Origin of the sequence: Massilia sp. 9096, from assembly GCF_000745265.1 — a bacterium.
Lineage (GTDB): Bacteria > Pseudomonadota > Gammaproteobacteria > Burkholderiales > Burkholderiaceae_D > Telluria.
This window is the reverse complement of the sequence record NZ_JQNN01000001.1, coordinates 2,529,123-2,547,640: the sequence shown is the minus strand read 5'-3', so window position 1 is coordinate 2,547,640 and position 18,518 is coordinate 2,529,123. Positions and strand designations below refer to the sequence as shown.

The 18,518-nt window shown below is 67.3% G+C and carries 19 protein-coding genes and 1 pseudogene; 12 read left to right on the top strand and 8 right to left on the bottom strand.

Annotated elements, in window-relative coordinates; translation table 11 throughout:
- Positions 1-6 precede the first annotated feature (6 nt).
- The 8 genes from FA90_RS10785 to FA90_RS10750 all read left to right on the top strand — a co-directional run bounded on the left by FA90_RS10785 (position 7) and on the right by FA90_RS10750 (position 6,542).
- Positions 7-1,530 (top strand): NADH-quinone oxidoreductase subunit M, encoded by a 1,524-nt coding sequence (locus FA90_RS10785; protein ID WP_036168629.1) that lies wholly within the window; start codon positions 7-9, stop codon positions 1,528-1,530.
- Between the two features lie 33 nt (positions 1,531-1,563).
- Positions 1,564-3,078 carry an NADH-quinone oxidoreductase subunit NuoN gene (gene nuoN / locus FA90_RS10780; RefSeq protein ID WP_036168627.1) on the top strand — a complete coding sequence of 505 codons (1,515 nt, stop codon included), beginning with the start codon at positions 1,564-1,566 and terminating at the stop codon, positions 3,076-3,078.
- 4 nt (positions 3,079-3,082) lie between these two features.
- Positions 3,083-3,412, top strand: a complete 330-nt coding sequence (locus FA90_RS10775; RefSeq protein ID WP_036168625.1) for a DUF2818 family protein — start codon at positions 3,083-3,085, stop codon at positions 3,410-3,412.
- Positions 3,413-3,640: 228 nt separating this feature from the next.
- On the top strand, positions 3,641-4,198 hold the full coding sequence (locus FA90_RS10770) for an NUDIX domain-containing protein (protein WP_036168623.1): 558 nt from the start codon (positions 3,641-3,643) through the stop codon (positions 4,196-4,198).
- Positions 4,199-4,966 carry a hypothetical protein gene (locus tag FA90_RS10765; RefSeq protein WP_239700670.1) on the top strand — a complete coding sequence of 256 codons (768 nt, stop codon included), beginning with the start codon at positions 4,199-4,201 and terminating at the stop codon, positions 4,964-4,966.
- 13 nt (positions 4,967-4,979) lie between these two features.
- Positions 4,980-5,690: a 2-C-methyl-D-erythritol 4-phosphate cytidylyltransferase gene (gene ispD / locus FA90_RS10760; RefSeq protein WP_036168621.1), complete on the top strand. Its 711-nt coding sequence runs from the start codon at positions 4,980-4,982 to the stop codon at positions 5,688-5,690.
- A gap of 6 nt (positions 5,691-5,696) precedes the next feature.
- Entirely contained in the window at positions 5,697-6,209 is a 513-nt protein-coding gene (ispF, locus tag FA90_RS10755) for a 2-C-methyl-D-erythritol 2,4-cyclodiphosphate synthase (RefSeq protein WP_036168613.1), read from the top strand.
- A gap of 24 nt (positions 6,210-6,233) precedes the next feature.
- Positions 6,234-6,542 (top strand): hypothetical protein, encoded by a 309-nt coding sequence (locus tag FA90_RS10750; RefSeq protein ID WP_036168611.1) that lies wholly within the window; start codon positions 6,234-6,236, stop codon positions 6,540-6,542.
- Positions 6,543-6,578: 36 nt separating this feature from the next.
- Here FA90_RS10750 and FA90_RS24995 read toward each other — a convergent pair whose 3' ends face one another.
- Entirely contained in the window at positions 6,579-7,319 is a 741-nt protein-coding gene (locus FA90_RS24995) for a hypothetical protein (protein ID WP_051971705.1), read from the bottom strand.
- A gap of 106 nt (positions 7,320-7,425) precedes the next feature.
- On the opposite strand from FA90_RS24995, the gene FA90_RS10740 reads away from it, so the two are divergent.
- From FA90_RS10740 to FA90_RS26360, 3 genes are all read left to right on the top strand, one after another.
- Entirely contained in the window at positions 7,426-7,986 is a 561-nt protein-coding gene (locus FA90_RS10740) for an NADPH-dependent FMN reductase (protein ID WP_373994635.1), read from the top strand.
- An 8-nt stretch (positions 7,987-7,994) separates the two neighbouring features.
- Positions 7,995-8,999 carry an ion transporter gene (locus FA90_RS10735; RefSeq protein ID WP_051971704.1) on the top strand — a complete coding sequence of 335 codons (1,005 nt, stop codon included), beginning with the start codon at positions 7,995-7,997 and terminating at the stop codon, positions 8,997-8,999.
- Between the two features lie 121 nt (positions 9,000-9,120).
- Entirely contained in the window at positions 9,121-9,273 is a 153-nt protein-coding gene (locus FA90_RS26360; RefSeq protein WP_156116664.1) for a hypothetical protein, read from the top strand.
- Between the two features lie 62 nt (positions 9,274-9,335).
- Here the strand turns inward: FA90_RS26360 and FA90_RS10730 are convergent, their stop codons facing one another.
- The 5 genes from FA90_RS10730 to FA90_RS10710 all read right to left on the bottom strand — a co-directional run bounded on the left by FA90_RS10730 (position 9,336) and on the right by FA90_RS10710 (position 15,658).
- On the bottom strand, positions 9,336-11,807 hold the full coding sequence (locus tag FA90_RS10730) for a TonB-dependent siderophore receptor (protein ID WP_036175232.1): 2,472 nt from the start codon (positions 11,805-11,807) through the stop codon (positions 9,336-9,338).
- Positions 11,808-11,988: 181 nt separating this feature from the next.
- Positions 11,989-12,498 carry a RidA family protein gene (locus FA90_RS10725; RefSeq protein ID WP_036168606.1) on the bottom strand — a complete coding sequence of 170 codons (510 nt, stop codon included), beginning with the start codon at positions 12,496-12,498 and terminating at the stop codon, positions 11,989-11,991.
- A 28-nt stretch (positions 12,499-12,526) separates the two neighbouring features.
- Positions 12,527-12,937 carry a cytochrome c gene (locus tag FA90_RS10720; protein WP_036168604.1) on the bottom strand — a complete coding sequence of 137 codons (411 nt, stop codon included), beginning with the start codon at positions 12,935-12,937 and terminating at the stop codon, positions 12,527-12,529.
- A complete protein-coding gene (locus FA90_RS10715; protein WP_036168602.1) occupies positions 12,934-14,514 on the bottom strand; it encodes a flavin monoamine oxidase family protein in 1,581 nt (526 codons plus the stop codon). Before FA90_RS10715 ends, FA90_RS10720 begins: the two co-directional genes overlap by 4 nt.
- Before the next feature lie 382 nt (positions 14,515-14,896).
- Entirely contained in the window at positions 14,897-15,658 is a 762-nt protein-coding gene (locus FA90_RS10710) for a hypothetical protein (RefSeq protein WP_036168600.1), read from the bottom strand.
- Between the two features lie 230 nt (positions 15,659-15,888).
- Between FA90_RS10710 and FA90_RS25615 the strand changes: the two genes are divergently transcribed.
- The gene (locus FA90_RS25615) at positions 15,889-16,497 is read left to right on the top strand and encodes a phasin family protein (RefSeq protein WP_307172405.1); all 609 of its coding nucleotides are present in this window, start codon (positions 15,889-15,891) and stop codon (positions 16,495-16,497) included.
- Positions 16,498-16,593: 96 nt separating this feature from the next.
- On the opposite strand, the pseudogene FA90_RS10705 reads toward FA90_RS25615, so the two are convergent.
- Together FA90_RS10705 and FA90_RS10700 are read right to left on the bottom strand one after the other, a co-directional pair.
- Positions 16,594-17,409: pseudogene (locus FA90_RS10705) on the bottom strand (LytR/AlgR family response regulator transcription factor); the annotation flags it as partial.
- Positions 17,397-18,494 carry a sensor histidine kinase gene (locus FA90_RS10700; protein ID WP_051971703.1) on the bottom strand — a complete coding sequence of 366 codons (1,098 nt, stop codon included), beginning with the start codon at positions 18,492-18,494 and terminating at the stop codon, positions 17,397-17,399. The gene FA90_RS10700 and the pseudogene FA90_RS10705, both read right to left, overlap by 13 nt.
- Between the last annotated feature and the right edge of the window lie 24 nt (positions 18,495-18,518).

The window sequence follows — 18,518 nt, the reverse complement described above, 5'->3', positions numbered from 1 at the left end:
AACAAGATGCAGTCTATTTCTACATTTCCTCCGTACCTGAGCCTGTCGATCTGGTTGCCGATCCTGTTCGGCGTCCTGGTCCTCGCGGTCGGTCGCGACAGCCGTGCGGGCTTCACCCGCATGCTGGCCCTGGTCGGTTCCGTGGTCAGCTTCCTGCCGACCATCCCGCTGTTCACGCAGTTCAGCAACAGCGCGCACGGCGCCCAGTTCGTCGAGCGCGCACCGTGGATCGCCCGCTTCAACATCGAGTACTTCCTCGGCATCGACGGCCTTAGCCTGTGGTTCGTGCCGCTGACCGCCTTCATCACGGTCATCGTCGTGATCTCGGCCTGGGAAGTGATCCAGGAACGCGTGGCCCAGTACATGGGTTCCTTCCTGCTGCTGTCGGGCCTGATGATCGGCGTGTTCGCGTCGCTCGACGGCCTGCTGTTCTACTTCTTCTTCGAAGCCACGCTGATCCCGATGTTCATCATCATCGGCGTGTTCGGCGGCCCGAACCGCGTGTACGCATCGTTCAAGTTCTTCCTGTACACCTTCCTGGGCTCGCTGCTGACCCTGGTCGCGATCATCTACCTGTACAACAAGTCGGGTGGCACCTTCGACATCATGGCCTGGCAGAAGCTGCCGTTGAACATGACCGAACAGGTCCTGATCTTCCTGGCCTTCCTGATGGCCTTCGGCGTGAAAGTGCCGATGTGGCCGGTGCACACCTGGCTGCCGGACGCCCACGTCGAGGCGCCGACCGGCGGTTCGGTCGTGCTGGCTGCGATCATGCTGAAACTGGGCGGCTACGGCTTCCTGCGCTTCTCGCTGCCGATCGCCCCGGACGCCTCGCACTACCTGGCGCCGATGATCATCACCTTCTCGCTGATCGCCGTGATCTACATCGGCCTGGTGGCGATGGTGCAGGCCGACATGAAGAAACTGGTGGCGTACTCGTCGGTCGCCCACATGGGCTTCGTGACGCTGGGCTTCTTCATCTTCAACGAGATCGGCGTGCAGGGCGGTATCGTCCAGATGATCTCGCACGGCTTCGTGTCGGGCGCGATGTTCCTGTGCATCGGCGTGCTGTATGACCGCATGCACTCGCGCCAGATCGCCGATTACGGTGGTGTGGTCAACCGCATGCCCAAGTTCGCCGCGTTCTCGGTGCTGTTCGCGATGGCCAACTGCGGCCTGCCGGCCACCTCCGGTTTCGTCGGCGAGTTCATGGTCATCCTGGGCGCGGTGCAATACCATTTCTGGATCGGCCTGCTGGCCGCGACCGCCCTGATCCTGGGCGCGGCGTACTCGCTGTGGATGGTCAAGCGCGTCGTGTTCGGCAAGATGGGCAACAGCCACGTGCGCGAACTGCTGGACCTGAACGGCCGCGAGTTCTTCATGCTGGGCGTGCTGGCCATCCTGACCATCTACATGGGCCTGTATCCGGCGCCGTTCACCGACACCATGCAGACCTCGGTGGCCGACCTGCTGCAGCACGTGTCCGTCAGCAAGCTGCCGGCGCAAGCGGTAGCGACCCTGGGCCACTAAGAAGAAGCGGACCTACAAGACGATATGAATCCAATGCTTAACACCACTGCCACGGCCGCCATGAACATGGCGCCCGTGTCCGCTGAAATCTTCCTGGTGGTCGCCTCGTGCGCCATCCTGCTGGTCGACATGTTTTTGAAGGAAGGGCAGCGGACCCTGACCTACATCCTGTCGCTGCTGACCCTGGTCGGCTGCGCAGTGATCACCTACGGCGACTTCGCCGCCGGCACCACGACCTACACGTTCTACAACATGTTCGTGTCGGACCCGATGGCCAACCTGCTCAAGCTGTTCACCTACCTGGCGGTCGGCATCACGCTGGTCTACTCGCGCCAGTACGCCGGCGAGCGCGGCATGATGTCCGGTAACATGGGCGGCGAGTTCTACGTGCTCGCCCTGTTCACCACGCTGGGCCAGATGATCATGATCAGTGGTAACAACATGCTGCCGATCTACCTGGGCCTGGAACTGATGTCGCTGTCGCTGTATGCCCTGGTGGCGATGCGCCGCGACCACGCGATCTCGACCGAAGCCTCGATGAAGTACTTCATCCTGGGTTCGCTGGCGTCGGGCTTCATGCTGTACGGTATCTCGATGATCTACGGCGCCACCGGCTCGCTCGACATCACCACCATCTACAAACTGGTCTCGGCCAACGCCGCCAACCACACCATCCTGGTGTTCGGCCTGGTGTTCGTGGTTGCCGGCATGGCCTTCAAGCTGGGCGCGGTGCCGTTCCACATGTGGGTGCCGGACGTGTACCAGGGCGCGCCGACCGCGGTCACGCTGCTGCTGGGCGCCGCGCCGAAGCTCGCGTCGTTCGCCATGATGCTGCGCATCCTGGTCGAAGGCCTGCTGCCGATGGCGTTCGACTGGCAGCAGATGCTGCTGGCCCTGGCCGTGCTGTCGCTGGTCATCGGTAACCTGACCGCGATCGCCCAGACCAACCTGAAGCGCATGCTGGCCTACTCGACCATCGCCCAGCTCGGCTTCGTCCTGCTCGGCATGATGGCCGGCGTGGTCGGCGCGCGTGACGCCGCCAATGCCGCCAACGCCGCGGTCGCCTACAGCGCCTCGATGTACTACGTCATCACCTACGTGCTGACCACGCTGGGCAGCTTCGGCCTGATCATGATGCTGGCGCGCTCCGGCTTCGAAGCCGAGGAAATCTCGGACTTCAAGGGCCTGGCCCGCCGCAGCCCGTGGTACGCGATCGTCATGACCGTGCTGATGTTCTCGCTGGCCGGCGTGCCGCCGATGATGGGCTTCATGGCCAAGTGGGCCGTGCTGGACGCCGTGATGAACACCGGCCAGGTATGGCTGGCGATCGTCGCCGTGATGGCTTCGCTGGTCGGCGCGTTCTACTACCTGCGCGTCGTCAAGACGATCTGGTTCGACGACGCCACCGACGTCTCGCCGATCTCGGCGCCGATGGACATGCGCGTGGTGCTGTCGCTGAACGGCATCCTGGTCGTCCTGCTGGGCGTGCTGCCGGGCTCGCTGCTGGCCGGTTGCCTGAACGCCATGAAGGCCACCCTGGGTTCGTAATCCGGTGGATGTCTCCCTGGCAAGCTGGTTGGTGATCGCCGTCGCACTGGCGCTCGCCAACCTGCCGTTCCTGAACGAGAGCGTGTTTGGATTCGTCCCGCTGCCTGGTGCAAAGCCAGGCAGCGACACGCAGGAAAGGCCGCACACGAAGCACTTCGTCGTGCGCCTTCTCGAGTTGTTTGTCTTATACTTCGTCGTCGGCGGACTCGCCTATCTGCTGGAATCCCGGATCGGAAACGTTTTCCCCCAGACCTGGGAGTTCTATGCGATCACGGCCTGCGTATTCGTCGTATTCGCATTCCCGGGTTTCGTCCTGCGATACCTGAGACGGTAGGGCGCCGCGCAAACCTACTGCGCGTTGCATTGGCGGTCTGCGATGCTCCGCTACGGCGGACCGGCCGTACCGTAAGTACGGCTGCGCTTCTCGACCACCACTGCGGCCGCTCGCTACGGTTTTCGCGGCCCCCGTTTCGTTGGTGGCAAACGAATGCCGGGGGCCGAAACGTGCTTTCCGTACTCCGGTGCGGTGAATCGATTAACGAAGTATTTGACCGGAGCAACCATGGATTCCCACCTGAGAGAAACCCGCATCGACGGCGACGTCGTCTACGAAGGGAAATTCCTCAAACTCGAACGCGACCGCGTGCGCCTGCCCGACGGCAAGGAGACCTTCCGCGAATACATCCGCCATCCGGGCGCCGTGGTGATCCTGCCGCTGCTCGACGATGGCCGTGTGCTGCTCGAGCGCCAGTTCCGCTATCCGAACGAAAAGGTCTTCATCGAGTTCCCGGCCGGGAAGATCGATCCGGGCGAAGAATCGCTGGCCTGCGGCAAGCGCGAGCTGCTGGAAGAAACCGGCTACACCGCCAGCGAGTGGCACTTCGTCACCACCATCCACAACGCGATCGCCTATTCGGACGAGCACCTCGACCTGTTCCTGGCGCGCGGCCTGCACGAGGGCGAAGCGCAGCTGGACGAAGGCGAGTTCCTCGATACCTTCACCGCCACCGTTCCCGAACTGCTGCAGATGGTCAAGCGTGGCGAGATCACCGACGTCAAGACCGTGATCGGCATCTTCTGGCTCGAGAAATTCACGTCGGGCGCCTGGCAGCCCGAGTAAATGACCGCGCCGGCGACCGCGCGCGCGCGCGCCCTCGCAGGCGCGTGCGCGCTCGCGCTCGCCCTGGCTGCCGCGCCGTCTGGCGCGGCGGCGGCCATCCCGGCCGGGTCGGCGGCCGCAGCCGCAGACCCGGCTTCCGGCTTCGAGGCGCGCTGCAAGGCTGCCGCCGGCGGCGCCGGCGCGCGCTTCACGACCCAGGGCAATGGCTGGCGCATCGACAACAGCCTGTCCTACCGCACGCTCACGCGCATGAAGCGTCCGCACGTCGTGCGCGGCCTGGTGCTGGGCCTGACCCATACCGAGTCGCACGTCACGGTGCAGGTCGACGGCGAACTGCTGCAGGATCCGCAAGCCGGCCTGGAGTGCGTGCTGCCGCGCGTGGCCGTGACGCTGACATACGAGCCGATCGTGGTCTACATCGGGCGCGAATTCGCGCCCGGCACCTGCGCCTACAGCGAGCTGCTCGCGCATGAAATGCGTCATCTCAAGTCGTACCTGGAGGCGCTGCCGAACGTGGAAGAAACGGTGCGCGCCAGACTGGCGCCTCGCGTCCAGGGCAGGGCAGTGGTCGCGCGCGCCGGGCGGGGCAGGGCGATGCTGCAGCGCGAGATCGACGGCGCCTGGCTGCCGGTCATCCGCGCCGAGATGCAGGGCATCGAACGCCGCCAGGCCGCGATCGACAGTCCGCAGGAATACGCGCGTCTCAGCAAAGTTTGCCAAGGTGAGGTACAGTCTCTTATTGGATCGACAAGACGCCCACGATCATAAACCGACAGACACCATGCCTCACACTCAAGCAACACGTTATTTCGCATTGATTCCCGCCGCCGGCGTCGGCGCCCGCATGGGCGCGGGCAGCCCGAAGCAGTACCTGAAAATCGGCGGCAAGCCGATGCTGCGCCACACGCTCGACGCCTTCCAGTCGAGCGACCTGATCGCGCATACCTTCGTCGTGGTCAGCCAGGACGATCCCTATATCGACCAGGTCGCGCCGCACCACGGCGTGACCGTGCTGCGCTGCGGCGGCGCCACCCGCATGGAGTCGGTGCGCAACGGCCTGGCCGCGCTGGCTAGCACGCTGTCGAACGGCGACTGGGTGCTGGTGCACGACGCCGCGCGCCCGGGCCTGGACGCCGCGCTGATCGAAAAGCTGATTCTCGAAACCGGCGACCACCCGGTCGGCGGCCTGCTCGGCCTGCCGGTGGTCGACACCGTCAAGCGCTGCATCGAAGGCGAGGCGGTCGGCACGGTGCCGCGCAACGGCCTGTGGCTGGCCCAGACCCCGCAAATGTTCCGTTACCAGCTGCTGCGCCAGGCCCTGTCGGCCGCGCCTGACCCCAGGGCGATTACCGACGACGCCAGTGCGGTTGAAGCGCTCGGATTGACCCCCAAATTAGTCGAAGGCCATCCGCGCAACCTGAAGGTAACGCTGCCGGACGACATCCGGATCGCGGAACTGTACCTGGCCGTGTCCCAACCCGAACTCGTGTGAATCGCTATGGCTCTTGCATCGTATAACCCCACTCCGCCGTTCCGCATCGGTACCGGCTATGACTGCCACGCGCTGGTCGAAGGCCGCAAGCTGATCGTCGGCGGCGTGACCATTCCGCACCGCCTCGGCCTGCTGGGCCACTCGGATGCCGACGTCCTGCTGCACGCCGTGATCGACGCCATGCTCGGCGCCGCCGGCCTGGGCGACATCGGCAAGCACTTCCCGGACACCGACCCGATGTTCGCCGGCGCCGACTCGCGCACGCTGCTGCGCGAAGCGGCCAACCGCGTGCTCGGCACCGGCTACACGATCGGCAACATCGACGCCACCATCATCGCCCAGCAGCCGAAGATGGCGCCGCACATCCCGCAGATGGTCTCGCGCATCGCCGAAGACATCGGCGTGTCGCCGCAGCAGGTCAACATCAAGGCCAAGACCAACGAAAAGATGGGCTTCCTCGGCCGCGAGGAAGGCATGGCAGCGCAAGCGACCGCGCTGCTGATCCGCAACGCGGGCTGAGTCCGCGGTAAGTAGCGAGCTCCGATGGCGCGCGACCCCTGGGCCTACCGCGACGTGGCCGTCGAATCCATCGTCGATCCGGGTTCCGGCCGCCTGCGCATCAAGCCGATGGCCGGCCAGGCGTATTCGACCGGCATGCGCGTGCAATGCGCGCGTGCCCTGGTCGATCCCGAACGCTATCCGGCCGGCACCCGCTTTCTGATTCGCGCCAAGCTGACCGACCGCGCCGGCGGCGCGCCGTTCCTGTACAGCTGGCACGGCGATCCGGTGCGCGTGCTCGACAAGCGCGCCGCGGCGACCTTCCTGGACGAGTATCGGCGGCGCCGGATCTGACGCCGGCCGCGCGCGCACGCATCATGGCGTCGCCCATCAGGGCGTCGCGCCGGCCTCCGGAAAGCGCTGCTGCACATCGCGCATGACGCTGTCGCCGTCGGCGTGCTTGCCGTCGGCCCGATAGTGCTGGCCGAGCGCGGCCATCAGCTCGCGCTGGCGGTCCGCCGCCATCTCGTCGCCGCCGGTGCGCACTGCGTGCAGGATCGCCTGCGCCTGCGCATAATCCTTGTCCGCCAGGGCGAGCTGGGCCTGCATCAGCCTGCCCGCCGCGGGACTGACGGCTTCGGTCTGCGCCGCCAGCGCGCGGGCGCGGGCGCGGCCGCCGCCGACCAGGGCCGGGGCCTGGATGTAGTAGTCCAGCAGCGCGAAGCGCGCGTCGGTGTTGTGCGGATCGAGTTCGACTGCCTTGAGGAAATCGTCGCGGATGCGCGTGGCCAGGCCCATCGCCGCGATCGGGCCGGCGTGCTGGGCCTTGGCGCCGAGGGCGTTGCCGTGCGCGAGGTAGCAGTTCGAATGCTGCGCATTCGCCGCGATGCACTGTTCGGCGAGCCGGAGCGCCTCCTCGGTACGGCCCTCGTGGTCGAGCGCCATGATGGCCTCGGACTTGGCGGCGAGGGCATCGGGCTCCGCAGGATCGCGCGCCAGGGCGGCGTCGGCGAGCCGCTCGACTTCGGCAAAGCGGTGGGCGCGCAGCAGCGAGGCGTACGGCGCGGCGCCCCAGGCGCACACGGCCAGGCCGGCCAGGGCGGACGCGACGATGGTGAATCGGATCTTCATGGGCTCAGTATGGCCCAGGCAGGTTTGCGCCAGCGCGCGCCTGCCGCCGGAAATTCGTTACCATCTGGATTCCGACCCATCCACACCGCTGACGCGCAAAGGGAGCATCATGGCAACTCGCAAGATCGCAGTACTGGTAGGCAGCCTGCGCAAGGAATCGTTCACCCGCAAGCTGGCCAAGAGCATGATGCTGGTGGCGCCGCCCACGCTCGAGCTGGAGATCGTCAACATCGGCGAGCTGCCGATGTACAACCAGGACATCGAAACCGACAACCCGCCCGCGCGCTGGACCGAGTTCCGCGAGCGCATCGGCGCCGTCGACGGCGTCCTGTTCGCCACGCCCGAGTACAACCGCTCGCTGCCGGCGGTGCTCAAGAACGCCATCGACGTCGGCTCGCGCCCCTACGGCCACGCCGCCTGGACCGGCAAGCCGTGCGCGGTGGTCAGCTGTTCGCCGGGCGCGCTGGGCGCCTTCGGCGCCAACCACGCCGTGCGCCAGTGCCTGGTGTTCCTCAACATGCCCTGCATGCAGATGCCCGAGGCCTATATTGGCGGCATCGCCGGCAAGTTCGACGAGGCCGGCAACCTGAACGACGAGTCGCTCAAAGGCTTCCTGACCCAGTTCATGGAATGCTTCGCCACCTGGGTCGAGCGCCACGCCGATTGAGCGCCGAGATGGATGACGCCGGGCTGGACAACGCACCCGCCTACGTCCCGCAGGCGCCGCCGTCCTACGGCAAGCCGCCTCCGGGACTGCGGCGGCGCATGTACGACGTCATCTTCGAGGCCGACACCCCGGCCGGGCGCCGCTTCGACATCCTGCTGGTGGGCGCGATCCTGCTGTCCATCCTGGTGGTGGTGCTGGACAGCGTGCCCGAGCTGGAACGCGCCTGGGGACCGGTGCTGAACGGGCTGGAGTGGGGCTTCACGCTGCTGTTCACCGTCGAATACGCCGCGCGCCTGCTGTGCGTGCGCCGGCCCTGGCGCTACGCCACCGGCTTCTTCGGCGTGATCGACCTGCTGTCGGTGCTGCCGACCTATTTTTCGCTGCTGGTGCCGGGCAGCGCGATGCTGCTCGACATCCGCATCCTGCGCCTGCTGCGCGTCTTCCGCATCTTCAAGCTGACCCTGTACATCGAGGAGTACACGCGCCTGGGCGAGGCGCTGGCCGCAAGCCGGCGCAAGATCCTGGTGTTCCTGTCGGTGGTGCTGATGGTGATCGTCATCATGGGCACGGTGATGTACGTGATCGAAGGGCCGGCCAACGGCTTCACCAGCATCCCGACCGCGATGTACTGGGCCACCGTCACCCTGACCACGGTCGGCTACGGCGACATCGCGCCCAAGACCGGCGCCGGCAAGGCGATCGCGTCGTTCATGATGCTGCTCGGCTGGGGCATCCTGGCGGTGCCCACGGGGATCGTCACCGCGGAGATGACGGTGCGCCATCGCGACCGCAACGACCGGCGCGGGACGCTGCGCACCACCGCGCGGGCCCTCGCGCGCGCGGGCGGGCGTGCGCCCTCGCACGCGCAGGCGTCCGCACCCGCGAGTGCGCCCGACCCTGAGCCCGACCCTGCGCCCGCGCGCGAGGTCCGCAGCTGCGGCGCCTGCGCCAGCGGCGGCCACGGCGCCGACGCCGCCTACTGCAAGGATTGCGGCAGCAAGCTGGCGCCTTGAGGCCACCGGGTTTTTACGGCGGCTATACGGCCCCGCCGCGATTCTTTAGCCGGCCTTTATCCGGGCCTGGCTATCCTGGACCGGTCTTCACAAGCGATGCCGTCCCGGCGTCGAACCGATCATGCCAACCCGTCCCACCCGCAAGGTCCGCCTGCCCGCCGCGCTGGCCGCCGACCGCGTCTACCGCCAGTGCGAATGCCTCGACTCGGCCCAGCAGGACCGGCGCGAGCGCCTCGACGCGCTGCGCGCGGCCACGCGCCATCGCCGCCACTAACGAAGAAGCCCGGGACTTCGCAGCCCCGGGCCCGTCAGCTCCAACCCGCCGCCGATGCGGCCTCAGAACTTGAAGCCGACCCGCGCGTAGTAGTAGCCGCCATTGATCCCGAACGGCGAGAACGACGGCAGGATCGTGACCGCCGCGTTGTCCAGCGCGGCGCGCTGCTCGGCCAGCAGGCCGTTGTTGATGTGGTTCGGGTACTGGTTGAACAGGTTGTTGGCGCCGACCGACACGGTCCAGGCCTTGTTGACCTGGTAGCTGACTTCGAGGTCGGTGATCGCGGTCGGCTTGATCACGGTCTCGTAGTAGGTCGAGCCGTTTTCCGAACCCATCTCCGACGCGCGGCCATAGAACGCTTCGCGCGCGTTCACGGTCCAGGCGCCGTAGTGCCACAGCGCGCCCAGGTTCACGCGGATCTTGGGCGAGGCGGTTTCGATGTCCGAGATCGCGGCCGCGTCCAGCAGCGTCTGCGGCTGCAGCTGGTTCGGGGCCTGGTTGATCTTGATGACGTCGGTCTTGTTGGCGTTGGCCGCGAGCGACCAGTCGACCCGGCCCCAGGTCCCGAAGTTGCTGTTCAGGGTGGCGACGAACTCCAGGCCTTTCGAGCGCGTGTTGACTGCGTTCGAGAAGATGTTGATGCCGGTCTGGACCACGGTCGGATCGAGCACGTTGCCGTTGGCGAGGATCGCCGCCGTCACCGCCGGGGAGTTGACCGCGCCGCCCGAGCCGTACAGCGCGCCCGAGCCGACGATGCGGTCGCGGATCGTGATCTGGTAGGCGTCCAGCGTCACCGAGACGTTGGCGGCCGGGTTCAGCACGATGCCGGCGCTGATGTTGGTCGAGGCTTCCGGACGCAGGCCGTTCACGCCGACCAGGCGTGCGCCCGGCGAGTTCGGCGGCAGCTGCACGAAGGCGCTGTGCGGCGACACGTTGGTGGCCGAATAGTATTCCTCGGCCAGCGTCGGCGCGCGGAAACCGTTCGAGTAGGTCGCGCGCACGCCGACCATCGGCGACACGTCGTAGCGCGTGGTCAGCTTGCCGACCTTGGCGTTGCCGAAGTCGCTGAAGTGCTCGTAGCGGCCGGCCAGGTCGACGGTCCAGCCCTTGACGATCTGCGCCGCCAGGTCGATGTAGGCGGCGCCGTTGTTGCGGCTGTGGCTGCCGGCGTCGGTCAGCGAGAAGCCCGGGAAGGCCTGCGAGCCTTCCTTGTAGCGCGAGGGCGCATCGCCGGACTGGATCTCGTAGGTGTCGTGGCGCTGCTCGAGGCCGACCGCGAAGGTCAGCGGCGTGGCCCAGCCGACGTCGAACTCGTGGTTCAGGTCGAGGTTGTTGGTCCACTGGCTGGCGATGAATTTGCCGGCGTTGAAGTCCGTCGGCGTCGAGCCGGTGTCGGTGAACAGCGAGACGTTGCCGGAATGCTGGACGCCGACCTTGGCTTCGTCGCGGCCGTAGGTGCTCGACAGGTCCCAGCGCCAGTTGCCGGCGATCGTGCCCTTGAGGCCGACGGTCCAGGCGTAGTCGTCTTCCTTGAAGCTCTCCTGCGGCGAAAAGCCGAGCGGGTACAGGGTCGGCAGGCGGCTCGGCAGGCGGTAGTTCTCGAACGCGGCCGCCTTCTTGTGGCCGTAGGTGGCGAAGCTGTACAGGTTGACGTCGCCCGACAGGTCGACGCCGAAGTTGGCCGCGGCGATCTGCTGGTGGTACTGGGCGTCGCCCTGGATGTGGTTGACGTTGGGGTAGCCGGGCGCACTCTTCAGGCTCGGGTTGGCCGCCAGCGTGGCGGCGTCGATCACGCGCGGATCGATGCCGCCGCGGTCCGAAAAGCCGTGGTACTTGTCTTCGACCGTCAGGCTCAGGAACGAATCGCCGAACGGCGACAGGCCGATGTTGGCCGCGCCGTCGCCGGTGTGGCCGCCGCCGTCGCCGTAGCCGCCGCCGTTGACGTTGGCGGTGCCGCCCTTGTAGTTGGACTTGAGGATGATGTTGACCACGCCGGCGATGGCGTCGGTGCCGTACTGGGCGGCCGCGCCGTCCTGCAGCACTTCGATGTGGTCGATGGCCGAGACCGGGATGTAGTTCAGGTCGGCCGCCGCGCCGCCCTGGTACGGCCCGCCCAGCACCGCCAGGTTGGCGGTGCCGTGGCGGCGCTTGCCGTTGACCAGCACCAGCGTGTTGTTGGGCGACAGGCCGCGCAGGCGCGCCGACAGCGTCATGTTGGCCATGTCGCCGCCGAAGGCCTGGGCGTTCAGCGACGGCAGGTTCTGCGACAGCGCCTGGATCAGGTCGGGCTGGCCGGTGCGCGCCAGCGAGCTCGCGTCCAGCACCTGGATCGGCGCCGCGCTGTTCTCGGCTTTCAAACCGGTGACGCGCGTGCCGGTCACGATCACGACGCCGGCGCTGGTCGGGCCGGCCTCGGCGGCCGGGGTGACGGCGGCGGGCGCGGCGGGTTTGTCGTCCTCGGCGGCGTGGGCCAGGCCCAGGCTGCAGGACAGGACGCCGGCGGCGACGCCGGTGTGGAGGATGACCTTGTGCATGAATACCCCTTTGTTGGACTTTTTGGACGAATGGATCGGACGTTGCTGGTTCGAGCGTGAGTCGTTATTCATCTCCAAGATGCCGCTTGCGGGCCGCTCTGGCGTCGGCCTCGCTGGACATGCCGTGCTGCGTGCTGCGTGCTGCCGTGCTGCTGCGTACTGCTGTTGGGTGCTCCGGTGATTACTTCCTGGCCGCCACCACCTCGATCTCGACCAGCCAGCCGGGATTGGACAGGCCGGCCACCTGCACCACGGCGCGCGTCGGCAGGTTCGGCTGGGCGCCGCCGAAGAACTGGGTGTAGGCGGCCTGGAAGCCGGGCACGTCGGCCTTGCCGTTCTTGGCCGGGTCGCCGACCAGGAACACCTGCATCTTGACCACGTCGCCCATCGTCAAGCCCATCCCCTTCAGGACGTCCTGGATCTTGGTCAGTACCCCGGTCGTCTGGGTCTTGGTGTCGCCATACGCTGCCAGCGTGTTCGGATCGGCGGCCTTGTCGATCGCGGGCGGCACCTGGCCGCTGACGAAATGGATCGTGGTCGCGGGCGGCAGCGTCACCGCCTGGGCGATCGGGAAGTCCGAGTTGGGGATCTTGTGGCGCACGATGGACTGGGCCTGGGCCTGCAGTGCGGGCAGGGCGCACAGCAGCAGGGGCAGGGCGATGCGGCGCAGGGCGCGTTTGGTGGTTTGCATGGGTCTCCTTTCGATGGTCGGTGTGTGCTCAGTGCTTGTTGCCGAACTTGCCGTGCGTGGCCGGCGCCACGCCGAGCGCAGTGCGCTGGGCCGTGACGTCGTCGGCGCTGAGCGGCGCCGCGCTGTTGCCCCAGCTCGAGCGCACGTAGCTCAGCACCGCGGCGATCTCGCCGTCGTCGAGGCTGTTGGAAAAGTCGGGCATGCCGCCGCGCCCCTTGAGCAGGACCGTGGCCGGATCGGTGGCCGGGCCCTGCACGAAGGCGTTGCCGGCCAACGCCGGAAATGCGCCGGGGATGCCCTTGCCGCTGGCCTGGTGGCAGGCCGCGCAGTTCTTGGTGAACAGGGCCTTGCCGTCCATCGCCGGCCCCTGGGCTTGCGCCTGCGCGAGGGTGGCGCCGGCGCTGAGGACCGCGCCGGCGATCAGGTGTCGTAGCTTCATGCGCTTGCTTTCTTGTGGAGTTGTTCGATCTGCATCCAGCTTGACTCGATGGCGCCGGCCTGCCAGCCGGTCAGGTAGCTCAGGTGCTCGCCGGCCAGCATCACGCGGCCTTCGCCTTCCAGCAGGATCGGGTAGGCGCCCTGGCGTCCCGCGTGGTCCCATTCGGCCCAGCCGCCCAGGTTGTACTGGACGCGGTGCCAGGCCACCGAGAACGACGATTCGAACGACTCGCGGTAGGGCGGGAAGATCTTTTCGCCGGCGCTCACCGCGAACTCGGCGCGCTCGGTCGGCGACAGCGCGCTGACTTCGATCGCGTCGAGCGCGTAGTGGTAGTAGCCGAGGATCACGCCCTTCTTCGATTGCCAGCCGGTCGAGGGCAGCGAGATCGTGTTGATGCCCTTGATGTCGGTGAGCACGTGGCCGCCGTAGATGGCGTCGTCTTCCTCCCAGAAGCGGCGCTTCATCTGCAGGCCGATCTTGCCGACCGGGGCGTACGACACCTGCTTGATCGCGCCCTTGAATTTGTCCGAGAAGTCGGTGTCGATGGTGCGCAGCACCGACAGCGGGATCGCGCACAGCACGTAGTCGGCCGTCACGGTCGACATCTTGCCGCTCTTGACGTCCTTGGCCGTGATCGTCACGTGGTCGGGCGACTGGCGGATGGTCTGCACTTCCTGGCCGTAGCGGATCTTGTGGCCGACCCGTTTGGCGAAGGCCTTCGCGATCTGGTCCATGCCGCCGACCGGCTGGAACATCGTCGCGTGCATCGGGAATTCCTGCACCGCGCTGTAGACCTTGCCGACCTTGGAGGCCAGCAGGTCGTGAAAACCGAGCGGATCGTAGGGCGTGCCGGGATTGAGGCCGGCGCCCGGGTTGACCGCGTAGCCAGCGCCGTTGCGGCCCTTGTACGCCAGGTCCTTGCCGGACAGCGCGCCCTGGTGCTGCAGGTAGTCGAGCAGCAGCACCTGGTCGTCGGCGCTGAGCTGGGTGTCGAGCTGTTTCGCCTGCACCGTCTTGGCCAGCAGTTCGGTGACGTGGCCGCGCATGTCGGCCTTGATGCGTTCCTGGCGCAGGCGCTGCTTTGAGAAGGGACCGGCGTCTTCCATGTAGACCCAGGCATGGTCGTTCTCGTTGACCATGACTTCGAGCGGCACGCCGAATTCGCGCGTGTAGTACAGCGTCGACTGGTGGTCGAGCGGGATGCGCCAGGGGCCGTGGTTGATGTACAGGCCGTCGTCGAAGCGGCAGGTCTGCATCTCGCCGCCCAGTTCCTGCAGGCCGAAGCCTTTGCGCGCGGTCTGGCAGCGTCCGCCGGCGAAGGGCCGGGCTTCGAGCACCTCGACCTGGTAACCCAGCTTGGACAGCTCGTAGGCGGCGGTCATGCCGGCCAGGCCCGCACCCAGGATCGCCACTTTCTTGCCTTTGCCGCTGCCGCTCAGCGCAGGCGGCGCGTTGACCCTGGAGGCGATGCCCATGCCCCAGGCATTCATGGTGTTGAGTAACAGGGCCGTACCGCCGACTGCGGCGGCACGGAACAGGAATTCGCGTCGGGTCAGCGACGGGCTTACAGGATTCATCCGCACCTCAACTGGTCATCAAAAACACGTATGTGTTGCTTGAGTTTCAGCAATAGGCGTGCCAGCGAGATACTCGAAATAAAACAGGTTTATGTGGAAAATAAAGTTCTTTCCTAGCTCGGCTGAATGTCAGCCCGGCGTAAGGCGGCAAAATCAAATAAAGTTCGTTCTTGCGCCCCTGTCTTGCTGTGCATACGTGCGTGAGGGACGGCACCGGGCCGCGACGCCGTACGCACTTTGATCGGCAGGCGACACACTTTATTTTTTCTATGGTTTGATGGAATGCCTACTGCATATCGATATGCATAAAGCAAATGAAAAACGGGCCGCGCGGCCCGTTTTGCGGCATTGCACCATCATGGGTGCGTACGCACTGGAATGGTCAGGCGGACAAGCCGTGCTGCACCGCGGCGACACCGATGCCGTTCGCGGCGACGCAGCCGTCGCGCTCGAGCCAGTAACTGAACTGGCCGAAGCTGGGCGCGGTGCCGGCTTCGCAGGCCGGGTAGAACTCGGCCAGCATCTGGCGGTAGGCGGCGCGGCGCGAAAAGTCGCCGTGGCTGGCCCGGTAGCGCGCGACCGCCGTGCTGAACACGGCGCGGGTGGCGGCGTCGATGTTCAGGCCCGCAGGCTGGCCCGGCTTGCGCGGCCGGCCACGCTTGACGCCGGCGCTGGCGCCGCGCGTCTTGCCGCGCGCGCCGGAATTGCCGTAGTCGGGCAGCAGCGCGTCGATCACCTGGCCGCGCTCCCAGTAGCGGCGCAGGTAGCGCAGCACGCTCGGGCGCGACACGCCGTGCGCTTCGGCGCAGCGCGCCACCAGCGCGGCCCGCGCACGCGCCTGGTACAGCGCCGGGCCCTCGGCCTGCAGGCAGGCGACGATGTCCCAGGCCTTGTCGCGCAGGGCCAGGTGCTTGGGCGGCAGGTCGGGCGGGGCCGGCGGCGCCGCGTACGGGTCGTGCAGCAGCAAACGCGCGCGCCGGCCCAGCACGTCGTCGGCCAGCACCTGCAAGGCCATCGTGTGCGGCTGGCCGTTACGCCGGCCGAGTTCGAAGGTAGCGGCGAGGGCGCGCTCGCGGTCGATCCACAGGATGCGCAGGGTGCGCACCGGCGCTGTGTATTGGATGACATCGTTTGGCAGAAACATGGGGGCTCCTTGCGGCGTCAAGCAATTGAGTCTAAGCAATTACCGCGCCAGGAACCGCCTTTCAGGGAATACAAGCCTCCACGCTTAGTTCAAATCAAAGGTTGGCTATGCGCCACGCTTAGTCTTCTAGCTTCGTGCCGCGGACCGCACGTGCGCCGCCCGAGACCGGGGCGGCGCCGTGTCCGCAGCCATCCACGGCGGCACCGTCCGCCATCTTGCAACCGTAGTCAATGATGAGTGAGGTACGCATGTATCCGTTTCCACGAGCGATCAACCCGGCGGTTCGCACCCACGTCGATGCCCAGACCGCGTTCCTGAATGACGTGTCCAAGTCGATGTTCAAGTCCTTCCAGCAGGTGTTCGACCTGAACATCCAGCTGGTCCAGACCATGCTGGAAGAAACCACCCTGGCCGGCAAGCAGATGCTGAACGCCGACCGCCAGACCGAACTGCTGAGCGCCGCCACAGCGCGCGCCCAACCGGCCAGCGACAAGCTGCGCGCCTACCAGCAGCACATCGCCCGCCTGGCGGCCGACGCCCAGGTCGAGCTGGCCCGCGTCACCGAGCAGCACCTGCAGAACACCAGCCGCACTGCCCAGGCCCTGGCCGAGGAAGTGGCGCGCGACGCCAGCGAGCAGACCGAACGCGGCCTGCGCGCCCAGCAGGAAACCGCACGCCAGTACGCCGATCCGTTCTCGCGCTCGGGCGAAGGCGATTCGCGCATCCAGCGCAGCAACGGTGACGGCCAGGGCATCGATGAACAAGGCGTTGGCCAGCAGCATAGCCAGTCGAGCCAGCAGCAGCCGGGCGGCCAGCAGCGCAGCGCCACCGCGCACTAAGGCTGCCTCCCGCTTTCCTGTCTTTCCACCAGCCCGGCTGCGCCGGGCGTCATCAAGCCGCTCCGGCCGGCTGCGCCGCGCCCCCAGGCGCTCCAGCAACGCCGCCCGGTACTGGCGGCTGCACGGGGCGCGCATGCCGCCCTGCAGCTGCAGTTCGCAATCGCCCTTGTCCAGCGGCAGCAGGCGCTCGATGCAGGCCAGGCGCACCGCGGCGCGCCGGTGGCAGCGTACGAAGTCGGGGCCGAGCCGGTCCACCAGTCCCGCCAGCGTCTGGCGCAGCAGCGGACTGCCGCTCGCGGTATGCAGGACCACGTAGTTGTCGGCCGTTTCGATCCAGCGGATCTCGTCGATGCGCACCACCCGCGTGCCGCCGCGTTCGCTCACCAGCAGCTGGCGCAGCGGACCGAGCCGGGGCAGTTTCTGCGGCGCGGGTTCCGGCGTGGCCGCCGATGCCGAAGCCGCGGCATCACCCGCTGCTTCGCTTGCTGCTCCGGTCGCAGCTTCGGTTGCAGCGTCGCTGCCCGGCGCGTGCCCGCGCGCGCCTGCGTCCGTGCGCGCATCCACGCGCGCGCGCAGGCGCTGCAGCGCGCGTTGCAGCCGTTCGGCGTCGTAGGGCTTGAGCAGGTAGTCGATCGCGTCGAGGTCGAATGCGCGGATCGCGTACTGGTTCCAGGCGGTGACGAACACCAGCAGCGGCGCCGGTTCCGGCAGCGACGCCGCCAGCTCGAGGCCGGACAGCTCGGGCATCTCGATGTCGAGGAACAGGGCGTCCGGCCGGAACAGCGGGATGCGCGCCAGCGCGTCGATGGCGTCGACCGCTTCGTCGACCGCCTCGATGCCGCTCTGGCCCGCCAGCAGCCGGCGCAGCTTGTCGCGCGCAGGGCGCTCGTCGTCGACGATCAGGATGCGCACGGCAGCCTCAGTTCGGCGCGCACGCCGCCGCCGTCGCGCGCCGCCAGCGACAAGCTGGCGCGCTCGCCGTGCAGCGCCCTGAGGCGCGCGCGCAGGTTGGCCAGGCCGATGCCGCCGGGCGCATCGATGGCGCTGGATGACGGCGCCGGCGCGCCCGTCGCGGCGGGCGCTAAGGTGCCCACGTCGTCTTCGACCCGCAGCACCATCTGCCCGGCCTCGCGTATGGCCGAGACGCCGACGCGCACCGCACCGCGGCGCTGTTCGACCGTGTGCTTGAACACGTTCTCGATCAGCGGCTGCAGGCTCATCGCCGGCAGGCGCTGGCCGAGCAGGGCCTCGTCGACCTCCCAGCCGATCGTCACGCGGCCGTCGAAGCGCGCCGCCATCACGCCGGCGTAGCCGCGCGCCAGGCGCAATTCGAAGTCGAGCGACGCTTCGTGCGCATCGCCCAGGGCCAGTGTGGCGCGCAGCACCTCGGCCAGCTGGACCAGCGTGGCGTCGGCCAGCTCGACGTCGCTGTGCATCAGCGAGGAAATCGTGTTGAGCGCATTGAACAGGAAGTGAGGCTGCATCTGCTGGGCCAGGCGCTGCAGCTGGGCCTGGCGCAGCAGGGCGGCGGCCTGCTCCAGGCGCAGCTTTTCGTCGAGCAGGGCGCGATACGACTGCACGCCGAAGCGCACGGCGGTGAACAGGCCGAAGAAGATCGAGATCTTCATCGACTCGTACAGGAAGACCTTGGGCCAGGGGTCGTGGCCATAGGTCTCGCCGGCCAGCGCATACACCGCCAGGCGCATGCCGAAAGCCAGCGGGGTAAAGCCGATCCAGTACAGCGGCAGCCACAGCGCCTGGCGCGCGAACCAGCGCGACGGCGTGGCCAGCAGCGCGTCGCTGTCACGCGTGGCATGCAATTGCACCAGCGTGAACAGGGTGGCGACCAGTCCCGACGAGCCGGTCCACAGCAGCGGCTTCCACAGCGCGTGGCTGTGCTCGTTGCGGATGAAGTCCTGCAGTTCGACCAGGATCATCAGCGCCCAGAACAGGAGCCAGGCACAGATGAAGACCGCATTGCGGCGGAGAGCGCTCATACGCCGATGATGGCGCAAGCTGCT